Below are 15,129 nucleotides of genomic sequence, written 5' to 3'. Positions count from 1 at the left end.
TCCCCCAAAAAGCCTCCGTTTGTTCGGCCTCCCTCCTTTCGGAGGGGCCAGGGGGAGACTTTTTGAGGGGGAGAGGGCAGGTGTTTAGAACGCCTTTATCCTATACATGAAGCCCAACTCAATACGGTTGGTGTTGTAATCCTTCAGTCCCGACTTCTCACTGAAGTCGTATTTGCGACCCACATAAGCTAAGAATACGCGGAAATCCTGATCTTTCAGTGGATAATATTCCATACTACTCATGTAGCCGAAACTCTTGCGATAGTTCTTCCCACGCTCCAACTTACTGACACTTGCCGTCTCATACATACCCTTGAGCATCAAGTTCCAATGTGGAGCAAACTGCCAATTGACTTTAGTAATGAAACTATTGTAGTGAACATCGCTTGCATAAAGGTTGTGACCTCCGCCATTCAAGCCCAAATCGGATGTAGCTATTCCAAGGCGGTCCAAGCCATCCCATGCCCCCATGTAGTCTACATACCACTGGAACTTATCGAGATTCAACTGCTGACCAAGTATAAGCATACGGCTGTATTTGTGGCGAGCCTGCGTCTGAATACCCCACGACCAGCGCGTATTGATCATGCCATCAGCAAAGCTTCCGTTCCAGTTTGCAATGTAAGTCAGTGGATTTCGTGATGAGGTCAATGGGCGAACGCTGTTTTCTTCCTGCGAAGCGGCACCTGCTCCATACACCTTGCTAAAGCTATCATTGTTGGCATCCGACACTTCAACGGCAAACTCTTGGGTTGGAACAGGCTTATAAGAAACCACAACGCCTGCCATGAAATTATCCATATTGTCGACCATATCGCTGTACTGATAGATGTACATCGGGTTCTCATCAAACTCAAAGCCTCCCCAAATCTGACACATCTTACCAGCTTGAACACTCCATTTGTCGTTGAATTTCCAGCCGGCCATCATGATGTCTGTAGCCTTAGAGAAGTTGTCTTGGGTGCGGGCTTCATTGGTTTTATTCAGTCGATGACGTAAACGATAGAAGAGATGATCGCCGATATTACCCTTGATTTCAAGGCGCAACTGCTTGTTGGCAAAGCCTGTATGCCACTCGTCAACGAGACTGTTTCGTTCAGCCTGGAAGCTTGCTGCATAGTTGAAATACACGTTGAAAGCGTCGTTCTTCTTCTCTATCTTTGCCACTTTCTCGGCTAATGAAGCGTAGTTGCCTTCGCTTCCACCCATGCCGATATTGGCTCCGTTCTGTGCGCCTGCCGTCAATGATGCGGTCAATAATGCGCAGGTTAACAATGTCTTATTCATGGTTTAATACTCTTCGAAATACTTTTGAATTTGTTGCCAGTCGTGTGTCTTAGTCAAAGCAAGCTGCAAGAGCACACGTGCTTTCTGCGGATTGAGGTTCAAGGCTGCAACGAAATGATACTTGCTGTCGTCAACTTCGCCGTTCAAACAAGTAGGCCCTGTAGGAACACGGCTTGAACGTACAATCTGAATGCCATTCTTCTGAGCCTGAACAGCTACATCGAACACATCTTTATAGAAGTTACCATCACCTACTCCGGCCAATACGATACCGTCATATTTTGCCTTCACGAAAGCCTCGATAGGCAATGTAGAGCAGTTGGCATAACCGTAGATGATACCTACTTGCGGCAGCTTATCAAGGTTGTCAACATTGAATTCGCTCTTTGTGGTGTGCTTGTAAGTAGGCTCAAAGATATAATAAGGCTTACCGTTATAAACATACCCAACTTCACCATAAGTGCCCTTGAAGGTTCCGCAGTCGGTCGTATGAGTCTTGATAAGGCTCTTGGCATCGATGAGTTCATTGTTCATGCAAGCCATAACGCCATGTCCCTTTGATGATGGGTCAACCAAAGCAGCCACCCCATTGTAGAGGTTAGCAGGGCCGTCGGCGCTGATTGCCGTTGAAGAACGCATGCTGCCTACAAGGATAACAGGCTTGTCGCTATGTACAGTGAGGCTCAGGAAGTAGCCTGTTTCCTCCATGGTATCAGTTCCGTGGGTCACCAATACACCGTCATAGCCTTCCTTGTTCAACAACTGATTGATGCGCTTGGCAAGTTTTAACCAAACGGCATCATTCATGTCCTGACTACCAATATTGACGAGTTGCTCGCCACTTACTTCAGCTAAATCCTTAATCTGGGGTACTGCATCAATCAGTGTCTGAATACCCACCTGGCCTGCACTATAAGCAGAAGAGGTTGCACTGGCACTCACTCCGGCGATAGTTCCGCCTGTAGCGATGATGCGAATCTTCGGTTTTGCAGTTACGGTCAGCGTAAAGACTAATGCAAAAAGCATCAAAAAAGAAATCTTGAATGTTTTCATATTTCTTATGTTTATAGGTTAATAATAATATTATAATAGGTTACAAAAATTCTCAATAGAGGAAGGTGATGACTAAATAGCCCACACCGATGCTCACGAAGGTGGTGATGAAGCCCGCCAACTGGAAGCTATGGTTGATGACAAAGCGACCAATGCGCGTGGTTCCTGTGCGGTCGAAGTTGATTGCAGCAACTTCGGTAGGATAGTTGGGAATGAAGAAATAGCCATTCACGGCAGGGAACATGGCTACCAATGCCAATGGAGCAATACCCAAACCAATGCCCAAGGGATAGAGTGTTCTTACAGTTGCAGCCTGCGAGAAGAGCATAATCGACATGAAGAACAACGCTACGGCAAAGAGGAACGGATATTGGGTTACGATGCCTGCAATGTGTGCTTTGAAGAAAGCAAGGTTGCCATTGAAGAACGTATCGCCCATCCATGCAATCCCAAAAATGCCCACCATAGCATTCATGCCGGCACCAAAGACACTGCCTTTCACGGCATCCTGCACCTTGGCTTTACCTACAAGCAGGATGACGGTCGACATGGCCATCATGACAACTTCAATGGTTTCGGGCATTCCCATGCGCACCGTTTCGCCATCAACCATAAAAGATGGGCGAAGCGAAGGCACCGAACCGAATATCACAATCATGACAACGGCCACAAGGAATGCTATCACCGAGTACTTCGCCCGTGGGTTGGGATGCTCTTCCATCTGTTCCATGTTCTTGGCATCTTGCTCGGGATTGATGATGCCTTCCTTCACCCTGCGTCGGTATTCGGGGTCATCAACAAGCTCTTTCCCTATACGGTTTTGCACAAATGACGCCACGAGAATGGCTATCAGCGATGCCGGAACACAGATAATCAATATATCTTTCAGTTCAATTCCCCTTCCACCAAGCAAATCGGCAGAGATAATGGCGGCCGTAGCTGCTGAAACAGGACTGCCCGTGATGCCCAATGAAGCTGCTATCGCAGCCACACTCAACGGTCGTTCGGGGCGTATCTTCGAATTGGTGGCTATCTCTGAGATAATCGGGAGCAGTGAATACGACGTGTGGGCCGTACCAGCAACGAGGCAGAAAAGCCACGTAACGAGTGGGCCATAATAAGTAATGTGTTCGGGATGCTTGCGCAGAAACTTTGCAGCAAGCCCTACAAGATAGTCTAATCCGCCTGCCGCCTGCAGGGAAGCTGCCGCAGTGATGACTGAGACGATAATCAACATCACGTCGATAGGCGGGTTCCCAGGCTTCAGTCCAAAGATGAAAACCAAGATAAACACGCCCACCATACCATAGATACCAAGGCCGATGCCGCCAACACGTGCACCGATAAAGATGAGCGCCAAGACTATAAACAGTTGCAGAATTATCAAAGATGTTACCATACAGAACGTGATAAGATTTCGTAAAGATTATATTATTGTTTCGTTCGTAAATGCAAAGGTAGAGGGGAAATAGCATAAGTTATTTACAAAATCCTGCATAGTTTTTGTAAATAAGCAAACAAGAAGTAAGTTATCTTCATCCTTGTTCCGAAAAGTGGATAATCTAATGCGAAGTTGTTTTCATGGTTTCGAGTTTTCCCTCTTTCATTTCCTTTTCGTGCGTAATCGGTAGCTAAGAATTAAGGGAAATATCGGGAAACGAAAGGAATGTAACTATTTGAAATAGTATCATTTAGCATTTTCTTACTATTTTGAGGGTAAGCGAAAACTATCATCAAACGGCAGGAGTTCCGTTACCAAATCGTAACCCATCAAGGAAAAAGCAAAAAGGAATTACAAATTGAAGCTAAATAACTGATACATAGTTTTTTATTCCTTATCTTTCATTTTTTTTGCATCGCTAAGGAACACTTGTTCTTCTGTACCTTTGCAAGCGAAGGAAATTTAGAAAAAACAATAGGAAAATAAAAGAAAACAAACAGAAATTATCGTTCTTCGTTTAGGTGAAACGAACCGATAAGAAAGGACTTGTGCCTGTCATCGGGCGTATCTCCATGGGCAGAACCCATTCGGGATTCTCCACCAAGTGCAAGACTCATCCATATCTTTGGGACAGCCGTAAGTAGCGGCTCATCGGCAAGAGTGCCATTGCGGTATCCGTCAATCAAAAACTCGGTGAATGCATCGCACTCATCCACTCACGCTTTCACGAACTTCTGTGAAAGGGAAGAATCCTTTATCGCCACAGACGTAAGGGATGCCTATCAGGGACAAATCCACCGTCAAACCTTGCTCTTGGAGAGTTACAGCGAGTATCTTACACAGACAAAGGAACGTATCGGCATTGGCCGAGCCTTGAAAACGTTCAAGCTCCGCACTTATCAACTCTCATTGCTCCGTGAATATGTGCAGAAGAAACACAAGGTAAGCGACATTCCCCTTTCACAGTTGGATAAAACCTTTATTAAAGGCTTCGAGTATTATCTCACCATCGACCGCAAGCTGAAACGCAGCAGCGTTTCAAGTGCCCTGTCCACTTTACACTCTTGAAACGAGGTAGACCACCTGATATGGGAAGAAAGGGAAAAGCTATTGATAGAATTAGAGAAGCTCAGGAAAGAAGTCAAGGAGCTCAGAACGGAGAATGCTCTATAAAAAAGTGAGAGAGTCTTAGTAGAGAAATGGAAAGCCCAACTAAGAGAGACTGGGCAGAAGCCATTGATGAACTAAGGCTTAAAGAACATTCATTGCAGTATATGCAGAAATGGACAGGAATGGATCGTTCTGTGTTCTATTATCATCGCTCACACAAATGACAGTGATAGCTATGACAATATAAGAATAGAGATAAAGAAGATATACGAAGATGATCATAAGTGCTATGGCTATCGCAGGGTATACTTTGAATTGTGTAATGAAGGTATTCTTATAAATTATAAGACTGTCCAAAAGTTAATGAACTGGCTGGGGCTGAAAGCCTTGCGCAATAAGAAGCATTACAACTCATATAAAGAAGAAGTCTGAAAGAACGCTCCCAATAAGATAAATTGGAACTTCGGTGTAGATGCTCCAAACCAGAAGTGGACGACAGATGTCATCCAAATGAAAGTCTGTGGGACAAAGTTCTATTTATCTCCAATTCTCGACATGTCCAATGGTGAGATAATCTCATATACTATAGCAGAAAGTTCAAATATAAAGATGATCAAAAGTATATTGGATAAAGTGTTTAGAAAGCATAAAGAGTTAAAGGGATTTATCATGCATTCTGACCAAGGCGGCAATACCAGCATGCTATGTATCAGACAATGTTGAAGAAGCACGATATTACACAAAGCATGTTACGCAAGGTTAACGAGAGTGTAAAGTAAACTGTGTCAGACTACAATAAGAAACAGTTTTATACACTTTATTTTTTATGAACAACAAAGAAATTGATTACAAGAGAGCTGCGGAACAGCTTCGTAACGGAGAACTTCTTTGGGTTAATGAAGAATGAATTTCTTACGTAATGGATATTTGATAGGCTGAAAACTCTCGAATGTCCTTTATTATTACCTTTGTAGCATTTGAAAACTCATGAATAAAAAACTGTATATTCTGTAACAGCTCAAATGTAAAAAAGAATGGGCCCCGACGTAACGTCCAAATGTACTTTTGCAGAGATTGTGGCAGGCAATTTCAAAGTGGTCGGCGTATAGACAATGTCTGTTTATGGAATGACTATCTGACCGAGAAGCGAACCATTTCTGAGCTTTCCATTCTTCACAAATGTTCAGAAAGAACCATACGTTGTAGGTTAAGTTCAGTGGCAGAAAGCTTTACTCCCTTCTATCCTGTATCTGCAACCATAATACTGGATACGACCTACTTTTTCAAGACCTTTGGTGTAATGCTGTTTCAAGATGCTGCATTAGGCAGGATACTTCATCGAAAGTTTGTCAGGAACGAAACCAACAAGGATTACCTTGATTCAGATGTATTGAGGAGGGTGGAATTCGGATAAAGGTAGTGGTGTGCGATGGACATGTCGGGCTTTTGCAGGCTGTAACTCCCTGCCCCGTGCAAATGTGTCAATTCCACCTGTTACTGATAGGTAGAAGGCTTCTTACCAACAAGCCACATTCGTCCGCAGGCATCGAACTGCTAGCATTAATGAAAAATATGTTCTCTATCGGGAAAGAAGAATTTATAGCAGGCTTTGATAAATGGTGTGATGAATGGAAAGAATTCCTCGATGAACGAACGCTGCTAATCTCCGGCAAGACAATCTATACACATAGAAGGCTGAGAACTGCAAGGCGTTCTGTAAATGCACATCTTAAATGGCTCTATACGTATAAAGAATATCTGGAATTAAGATACCCAATACGACAAATCTCTTGGAAGGATTTGACTCACAACTTAAAAGAGTACTGCATAATCATAATGGAATGAAGGAGACTAATAAAAAGAAGTTCATAGATGGATTTCTAAATATGAAAAAGTAGACTGGAATTACCAGCCTACCAAATGTCCATTACGCTGTAAGTTACATGATTTTTCAGCGTAATCTTTCATTATAAAAAGAAAGGAATAACATAACATTCTATAGTCAATAAATTGCAAATTATCAAAAAACAGCATCTATTTTGAATGAAATAGGTTCGTATTTCAAATTCATAAAGCTTATGAGAACAATTGTAAATATTTTTAGAAAGATGCAACCTATACTTCATTATTTGCAACTATACAGACCACAACAAAGCAAATAAAGCAGACAAATGTAAGCTGTCAGCCTGCAAGGTGAATGGGCATAGCAGACATGCTACCTATAGTAATCTTATTTTGCATAGGCAAATAGCAGTTTCCCCATTGACATACATCCGCTTTATAAACATAAAATCCTGGGCAGGCACATTGTCTGTGCCTACCCAGAATACCTATACAGAAACGCTTTATACACTGAAATCTTAGGATTTTAGATTATCTTCCAACCACATCCCGTTACTTATTAGACTTTGTAAGCGTAGCCTCTGTCCGATAGGTGTGGCCGTTTTCTTCAATAGTATACCACAACGTGAACGACTTCTTCGCTGGATTATAGGTTCCACCGCCGCCAGTGATGCCTAACTTGTCATACGAAGTGATTGTCAATGTATTGTCAGTGTTCACGCAAATATTATAGGTAAAGTTGGCAACATTACTGATTTTCTCTGCTACAACCTTGTTAAACAAGCGAATAGTCGAGCTATTCATGGCCGTTGCATTACGCAGTGTGGTGATAACCGAAGCCGTATTAGTATCTTTCTTGCCATTCTTCATCTCCCAAGTCGCCCCTTCGAAGGTGTAACTTCCCGAATATTGATTGATCATCTTAGGGTGGAGAAGCAGCACAGTGTCTTTTCCTACGGGAGAATAAGCACTCGTTGACACCACTTTTAAGGGGATAACATAAAGCGAATCGGGGTGAATATTCTCTGTGTAAACCTTCAACGGTATGCGACTATAGGCATTTCCCGCCTTGATTGTACCTGTCCACGACGGGAAATCATACCAATTGGAAGGCAACATCTGATACTTTACATCGTTAGCAGAGAAGTTTTTGTAGTTATAAAGCTTCATCTTCTCACTGCTTGCCAAGCTAATCGTGACCTGAACATCCTCACCTGGGAATTGAGTTCCACCGATGGCAACCGAAACATAGAGGCTTCCGTCACCGTCATACGGCACTTCCCTGTCTTGTATATCCTGTGCAGCGCCCACCAAATATACTTCTTTCTGATACTGCTCATGCTCCAAAGGGTCGCTCTGGGGCTCACAGGAACCGGCACCGACAAGTACCGTTCCGAGCATGAGAATAATGAAATGTTTATTCTTCTTCATTGTCTTTGTTCTTTAATTCGTTATTTTATTTCTCCCAACCTGGGTTCTGATCAAGCTTAGGGTTCTTGTCGATGCGGCTCTGCTTGATTGGATAGAGACACAGCTTGTTAGTGATGTTGTAGAGCGAATACTGATAAGAGCTGACGGTTCTTGTATAGAACTTCTGCTGTTCATTACTGCGGGCATCAACATTCATCACAATGAAAGGGTCGGCCATTGTACGCTGCAAGTCACCCCAACGGCGCAAGTCGTAGAAACGACGGCCCTCAAGTGCAAACTCAACTTGACGTTCACGCTTGATCAGTTCGCGCATTTTCGCCTTGTCTGCTGCATCTGCCAACGTAATACCCGGCAAGCCGGCACGATAGCGGATCATATTGAAATACTTCACCATTTCAGCAGGATCACGTGTCACTGTGATATTGTTCTCACTGTCGGTATAGCTGCCTTCCATTTCGTTCATGGCCTCAACATAGTTCAATAACACTTCAGCATAGCGGATTAATGGGAAGTATTTGCTGCGAACTGTACCCCCATTACCGGGCTTATCCGATGGATGACAGTACTTGATACAGTTATAACCAGAGAAAGACTTATCGTTGGGATAGTCTGACCAAGCAGCAAATGGACTGTCTTTATAGAATGTCTGATAGAAATTCTTATTGTTGGCAGCCGTTCCTGTGTAGGAACTTGCCTCGCGATAGCAGTAGTTGAACACGATAGTTGCATAGAAACGCATCTCACGATTATCATACATCTTGGCTACCTGTGAACTCAACTGATAGTTAGAGAAGGTCTTCCCACCCCCTCCAATCGGCTTCCATGCCTCTGTAGGATTAGGGTAGCCACTACCCGCTTCGTTGATATCCATACCGTTTTGCATGCGATAAGCGTCTACAAGGTTCTGGCTAACGCAAAGCCCATTGCCTCCACCTGCAACCGCAGGGAACGAAATCCACACGAGATCCCACGATGCTTCCTTGGCCCACATGAATTCAGATACGTTGAAACCACTTTCTTCTCCGGTGAACATGTCATTGTAGGAGCGGAATGGATCAATACCACCTATGCCGTCAGGATAATTGGCTGTCGATACATTTGCAGGGAAAGCAGGTGTCTTGCTGTCGGCAGGAACCGTATAAAGCGCATATTTACCAGTGTTGATAATACATTTACATACAGCTGCAGCTCTACCCCATTTCGTTGCATCATAGGTCTGATTGAAGTAATTCACACCGTCAGAACGGCGCTTGAAATCTACATAGTATTTATTGCCATTGAACCAAGGACTTGCGGCTTCGAGCAACACTCTTGACTCTAAAGCTAGTGCAGCGCCGGCAGTTGGAACCTTATATGTTTCGATAGACGAACGCTCAGTATCAAGCATGCGAGCTGCCTCTTCATACTCTTTAGCAATGAAGTCGATGCACTCATCATAGGTGGCACGCAGATAAGTCATGTCATCAACATTGGCATTCGACGGGATTGTCTTCGGAATCAAAGGCACTGGACCATACTGACGCACAAGACAATAGTAATAATGTGCCAGCAGGAAGTGGCATTGTCCGGCGATATCACGGCGCTCTGTCTCGGAAAGATCCTGGCATTCACCCATTCTTTCCAAAATCATATAGGCCTTGCGAATGCCTTTATAGTAGTTGGCCCAACCGTCAAAATAGCCTTTATACTTGTCGATTTCGCCCATAGCATAGTAGATACCGGCGTGACGGTCGTCTTTCCATGAACAGAAAGCTTCGTCTGAAGAGAAGCAGAATGGTACGCTTGCATTGGTCCAAAGCTGGTCGTCTGCAGGCAGATAGCCTGATGCAGCATTGAGATATTGCATCAAAAGACTCTTGCGCTGAAAGACTGAATCAAGGCTCGTCTGATTGTAAAAGTACTTATCAGTGTTCAGATAGTCATCGCAGGAAGAGAGTCCTGCCACCATCGTTATCGAGGCAATGACACCTAATAATATATGTTTGGTTTTCATATTGAATCGTCGTTAATAGATTATTTATTCACTTAGAAGTTCACGTTGAACTGCAATGTGTACGTGCGTTGGATAGGATATGCAGCACCATTGCTTGCCACCTGGCCCGGATCCCAGAGCTTGATGTTATCCCAAGTGCAGATGTTGTTCACAATGAAACTGGCATCAATATTCGAAACACCCAGTGTCTTGCTCAACCAAGGGTGATTGAATGAGTAGCGAATGGTCAAGTTCTTAAAGCGCAAATAACTGTTGTTGGCAAGCCAGAAGGTCGATGCACGGTTGTTATTGCGGTTCTCTCCATAGGTAAGGCGCGGGAAACGAGCATTAGGATTCTCGGTTGCTTCGGTTCCAGAGATCTCACGTGGTGTCCAACGGTTGTTCTGGTCGGCTGCTATAGTCAGCAAGTTTCCTGTGGCTTCCCATGCAAATGGATAGAAGCCAGTGCCTCCATAGAAGAAAGTGCTGTGACCGGTTCCCTCAAACAACGCACTCACGGTTATCTTCTTCCACTTCACCTCAGCAGCAAAACCATATTGGATTTCAGGTGTATTGGAATATGAAAGCGGTACAATATCATCATCATTGATGACACCATCATTGTTCACATCCTTATACTTGATATCACCAGGATATACTTTTGACTCATAACTCTGCTTCGGTGAGCTGTAAACATCATCCCAGTCCTTGAACAAACCAAGGGCTATCAATCCACGCTGAACACCATAAGGCACTCCGGTATATGACTGATAAGGATAACGAATGTCTGACTGTTCCCAGTTAGTAACCTTATTTCGTGAATAAGTAAAGTTACCACGGAGCGTTGTACGCCAGTCTTGATTCCAGTTTTTGGTGAAAGTGATGTTGCCATCCATACCATGAGATTTCATAGAACCAATGTTAGCCCAAGGCAATGACTCTAATCCAATCTCGTCAGGAACGGTAGCACGCTGTTGGAAGATACCTGTACGATTGTCCTTGAAATAGTCAACTGTGAGTTCAATCATGCCTTTCAAGAAATGAGCATCAATACCGATATCAAACTTTTTGGCCTTTTCCCAAACGAGTCCATCGGTACCTACCTGCCCTTCACGACGTGAACCATAGAGGCTATTCCAGCCTGCATTGCCATTAGTTATGGTCGTAATATAGGGGAAACGCGTTCCACCGATGCGGTCATTTCCAACAAGTCCGTAGGAAGCACGCAGTTTAAAGTAATCCAACCAAGCCATGTTCTTCTGCACCCACTTATATTGTGTGGGGATCCAACCACCTGAAATAGCTGGGAACCAACCAAAACGATGCCCCGTCTGGAACTGTTCTGACCCTGTATAACCAAGGTTGAACTCTGTGAAATAGGTATCTTTGTAACCATAAGTTACACGCCCGGAGAGTGCTTCGTTACGATAGGGAATAGCTCCGATGACTGAATTTACATTCTTTCCATCCTTATATGAGAACGACTTACTTTGCAAATAGAACATCATGAGGGCACCCAAGGAGTGATCACCAAACTTGCGGTTGTAGCTACCATTAAGCTCCCAATAGTAATTTCTGTTGAAGATTACCTGCTGACCATAGCTTTCATCTTTCTTCTCAATAGTTCTTTCTGTATGTAACGAACCGTCACCATAGCGTCCCTTGGCAATATAAACATCAGGCATCTTGAAATGAGTAGTGTTGTGTTCTGACTGACCAGAATAGGAGAACATACCGCGTACCTTCAGTCCTTTGGTAAGGAAATCAAGGTTTTGGTCTATGACTACCGAGAGATCGGTATTCAAACGGCGGTTCTGTTTGTAGCCCATTTCATTCAATTGAACGTAAGGAGAGATCTGATCGCCATTCTTTCCGTAAGATGAAAGCTGCCCATTTGAATATTTTACAGGCATAGTTACAGGCGTAAGGTTGGCCTGTGCGCTCCACAACGTATTGTTATCTGATAATCCGGGGCCGTCATTATCTACAATCACCTGATTGAGTTTCAGACTCAAAGTCGTGCGTTTTGTTAGGTTTGCATCTATCTTAGAGAGGAAAGAATACTTAGTATAACCGACATTAGTGTTATAGTCATGACATGATTTATCCTGCTTGAATACGCCGTCCTTGCTAAGAATACTCAATGAAAGATAATAGCGTGCAGCCGTTCCACCGCCTGCAACACTGAGGAATTCCTGGTTCTGCCATACGCGTTTGTTAAGGATAACGTCACGCCAGTTCACGTTAGGATAAAGATCGGGATCAAGGCCTGTGCGGAAGAGTTCAAGTTCTGTCGGCGTATATTTCGGAGCATTTCCACGCGCCATTTGTGCTTCATTGGCTAACTTTGCATAGGTATAGGCATCGCAATATTCAGGTTCACGACCGTTTTCACTCATGATAAAGTTGGTCTTGAAGTTAATTCTCAGCTTGCCGGCCTTACCGCTTTTAGTCGTAACGACAATCACACCGTTAGCACCGCGCACACCATAGACAGCCGTTGCAGAAGCATCTTTCAAGATAGAGAAGCTCTCTATATCTGACGCATCAAGGTCGTTGAGGTTGCCTTCTATACCATCTATGAGCACAAGTGCTGATGAATTAGCCCCGAAAGTGCTGATACCACGGATCCAGAACTCTGAAAAGTCGCTGCCAGGTTCACCACTTCGCGTCACAGCGATAATGCCTGGGACGTTACCACCAAGCATATTGGTGATTGATGTAGCAGGAACATCGAGATTTTCAGGCTTCACGGTGGTGATAGCTCCTGTCATGGAAACCTTCTTCTGCGTACCCGCAGCAACGACAACCACCTCATCAAGGTCGCCAATATCCTGTCGCATCACCACTTTAAGCCCCTCCTTGTTATAATTTACTTTATAAACAAACTTCTTATAGCCAAGGTAAGTAAACTCCAAAACAGCATTGTTGGGAATATCTTTCACACGGAATTTCCCGTCCAAATCGGTCACAACACCACCTACACTCTTATCAGTACACTTTACAGTTACACCGATGAGCGGTCCTCCATTCTCATCCATGACGGTACCTGCTACCATGAATTTGCCTTGAGCGAAAGCCGAACTGACAATCATCATGACAAACAACAGCATGAATATCTTTATATGTTTCATTGTCTTGTTTTTTGGAATTAGAATACGAAATATGGGGTTCTTGCTTATTCAATGGCAAACTTACGCACATCACTACCCCATCCTTCAATGATATAGAAGTTGCCTTCATCATCAACAGAGATATCGTAAGGATAGTTGAACGTGGTTTCCAAGGGAAGACCTTCCACCTTATTATTATCTGACTTGGTATAAATACCGGCCACAGTAGTCACCATTCCGTCTGTATGTCCTATCTTACGGATAGTGAACCCCATAGATTCTGTGACATACATGTTACCATCCACATCGAAAGCCATGCCGGTCGGGTTCTTGAAAGAAGCGCTCATGCGTGCTCCGTCCTGCGAACCTACACCATTGAAACCAGCAAACTGCTCAACGGTCTGACCGTCCTTAGACACCTTATAAATACATTGTGCATTCTGAACCGACAAGTAGAAGCATTTATCTACCTTGCTCCAAGCTAAATAAGAAGTATTCTTGTCGACCGTTCCACAATTCTCATTGAGTATTTCTACATTGTCGGGATTAGCAATTTCCATACGACCGAAACGGCCTTTATGGTCACGGAAGTAGAGAAACTTCTCTTCGTCGTCCATTGCACAGGCATAGATGTCGCCATCAACTGTTTTCAACTGGCTCGCACCATCTTTGTATTGCAGACTTGTAGCAAGTCGTTTGGCACTCCAGTTGTTGGTCTGATCAAAGCAATATACTGCGTGAGGCTGCTGAATCTGAATAGCATAAAGGCGCTTTCGGTTGGCTGTTACGGCCGGATGTCCAAAGTTGGGACCACCTGTCAACAGCGTAATCACCTTGTTATCTGTCTCTGAAATCATGCGCACACGATTGTTTCGGCCTTCCATAACGATGACATTATTGCCCGTAACAACACCCACACCATACATATAATTGAAGCGGGCATCAATAGGATTGCCATCTACATAGCCGCCATTTCCTGTCTTTCCAGCCAACACAGAAACGCGCTCCACCTTAGTATACTTAAACCGATTAGGACATACAGTAGGGTCACCGACAGAGTCTACACGCACGGTAACCTGATTAAGACCATTTTCCTGCTTCGGACAAATACCATACAGCGTCGTGCCATCTGAACTTACAACAGTAGCCTTGCGGTTGCCATTGAAGATAACATCAATCTTAGAAGGGTCGGTTCCAAAGTTGGAACCCTTGATTACAAACTGCGTAAGATAACCTCCTGAGTCAGGAAGTATCTCCGAAACTGCCACAGGAAGCGACCGATTAAAGGGTATTCCCCCAATCTTAGGTGCCTCATAACGATAATCATCCGAACAGGATACTAATCCCATCGAAAGCCCTGTCGCTAAGAACAGAAACGTTGACTTGGTCAACTTGTTAATAAAATCAGACATATAGTTATTTAGGTTTGAAATGTAATTCTGATGAATATGAGCAGGTGAAACTTCGTTCATCATGCGGTTAGTAGATTTTATTTATGTTGCTCTTTTTGCCTCCTGGCATTCATATTTCCCGTGGGAACGAGGTTATTTTTTTAATATTTTAGAGTTTATAGATAAGCTTTAGGTTTTGCATATATAAATAAATTGTATTATAACACCAAATAATCTGCTTGGAATTTTCATTTTTAACATTTCAAGATAAGAGTCTGTTCAAGCAAGCTACTGACAGCAAATCAGACGCAGGGTATAAGTAGTTGGATAACAACAACTTATCAATGAAATCACAAGTTTCATGATAATTCGATACATGGTGAAACTAAATCGTCAGTCACAGGCTTTATATTACTCCTTAAACTGAAAGAAATGGGAATCGAGGAGCATGGATAGAGAAAAACAGAGAGCTTCAAGGTGAAAATCAAG

At 43.6% G+C, this 15,129-nt stretch carries 10 protein-coding genes and 3 pseudogenes; 6 read left to right on the top strand and 7 right to left on the bottom strand.

Features of this window, described 5'->3' with window-relative positions; genetic code table 11:
* Nucleotides 1-84 precede the first annotated feature (84 nt).
* From EL210_RS03465 to EL210_RS03455, 3 genes are read right to left on the bottom strand one after another with little or no spacing between them, the layout of a single operon-like run.
* Nucleotides 85-1,287: a porin gene (locus EL210_RS03465; protein ID WP_026285990.1), complete on the bottom strand. Its 1,203-nt coding sequence runs from the start codon at nucleotides 1,285-1,287 to the stop codon at nucleotides 85-87.
* 3 nt (nucleotides 1,288-1,290) lie between these two features.
* Nucleotides 1,291-2,340, bottom strand: a complete 1,050-nt coding sequence (gene ansB, locus EL210_RS03460) for an L-asparaginase 2 (protein ID WP_018920975.1) — start codon at nucleotides 2,338-2,340, stop codon at nucleotides 1,291-1,293.
* Nucleotides 2,341-2,392: 52 nt separating this feature from the next.
* Nucleotides 2,393-3,739, bottom strand: a complete 1,347-nt coding sequence (locus tag EL210_RS03455; protein WP_018920976.1) for an anaerobic C4-dicarboxylate transporter family protein — start codon at nucleotides 3,737-3,739, stop codon at nucleotides 2,393-2,395.
* Nucleotides 3,740-4,302: 563 nt separating this feature from the next.
* On the opposite strand from EL210_RS03455, the pseudogene EL210_RS03450 reads away from it, so the two are divergent.
* The 6 genes and pseudogenes from EL210_RS03450 to EL210_RS13750 all read left to right on the top strand — a co-directional run.
* Nucleotides 4,303-4,846: pseudogene (locus tag EL210_RS03450) on the top strand (phage integrase SAM-like domain-containing protein); the annotation flags it as partial.
* Nucleotides 4,847-4,980: 134 nt separating this feature from the next.
* Nucleotides 4,981-5,115 carry a hypothetical protein gene (locus tag EL210_RS13900; RefSeq protein WP_256374400.1) on the top strand — a complete coding sequence of 45 codons (135 nt, stop codon included), beginning with the start codon at nucleotides 4,981-4,983 and terminating at the stop codon, nucleotides 5,113-5,115.
* On the top strand, nucleotides 5,054-5,323 hold the full coding sequence (locus EL210_RS14010; protein ID WP_406675735.1) for an IS3 family transposase: 270 nt from the start codon (nucleotides 5,054-5,056) through the stop codon (nucleotides 5,321-5,323). Before EL210_RS13900 ends, EL210_RS14010 begins: the two co-directional genes overlap by 62 nt.
* An 18-nt stretch (nucleotides 5,324-5,341) precedes the next feature.
* The gene (locus EL210_RS14005) at nucleotides 5,342-5,614 is read left to right on the top strand and encodes a DDE-type integrase/transposase/recombinase (protein ID WP_406675595.1); all 273 of its coding nucleotides are present in this window, start codon (nucleotides 5,342-5,344) and stop codon (nucleotides 5,612-5,614) included.
* Between the two features lie 268 nt (nucleotides 5,615-5,882).
* Nucleotides 5,883-5,942: pseudogene (locus EL210_RS14080) on the top strand (hypothetical protein); the annotation flags it as partial.
* A gap of 6 nt (nucleotides 5,943-5,948) precedes the next feature.
* A pseudogene (locus EL210_RS13750) lies at nucleotides 5,949-6,789 on the top strand (IS256 family transposase, variant Zn-binding type).
* 496 nt (nucleotides 6,790-7,285) lie between these two features.
* Here EL210_RS13750 and EL210_RS03430 read toward each other — a convergent pair.
* From EL210_RS03430 to EL210_RS03415, 4 genes are read right to left on the bottom strand one after another with little or no spacing between them, the layout of a single operon-like run.
* Entirely contained in the window at nucleotides 7,286-8,164 is an 879-nt protein-coding gene (locus tag EL210_RS03430) for a BT_3987 domain-containing protein (protein ID WP_018920979.1), read from the bottom strand.
* A gap of 25 nt (nucleotides 8,165-8,189) precedes the next feature.
* Nucleotides 8,190-10,157: a RagB/SusD family nutrient uptake outer membrane protein gene (locus EL210_RS03425; protein ID WP_025879801.1), complete on the bottom strand. Its 1,968-nt coding sequence runs from the start codon at nucleotides 10,155-10,157 to the stop codon at nucleotides 8,190-8,192.
* Nucleotides 10,158-10,189: 32 nt separating this feature from the next.
* A complete protein-coding gene (locus tag EL210_RS03420; protein ID WP_018920981.1) occupies nucleotides 10,190-13,270 on the bottom strand; it encodes a SusC/RagA family TonB-linked outer membrane protein in 3,081 nt (1,026 codons plus the stop codon).
* 44 nt (nucleotides 13,271-13,314) lie between these two features.
* Nucleotides 13,315-14,724 carry an IPT/TIG domain-containing protein gene (locus EL210_RS03415; protein ID WP_232000423.1) on the bottom strand — a complete coding sequence of 470 codons (1,410 nt, stop codon included), beginning with the start codon at nucleotides 14,722-14,724 and terminating at the stop codon, nucleotides 13,315-13,317.
* Between the last annotated feature and the right edge of the window lie 405 nt (nucleotides 14,725-15,129).

The sequence above is a fragment of the Segatella oris genome (genome assembly GCF_900637655.1).
GTDB lineage: Bacteria > Bacteroidota > Bacteroidia > Bacteroidales > Bacteroidaceae > Prevotella > Prevotella oris.
Note: the sequence above shows the minus strand (reverse complement) of the source record. Positions and strands in the feature narration are given on the sequence as shown.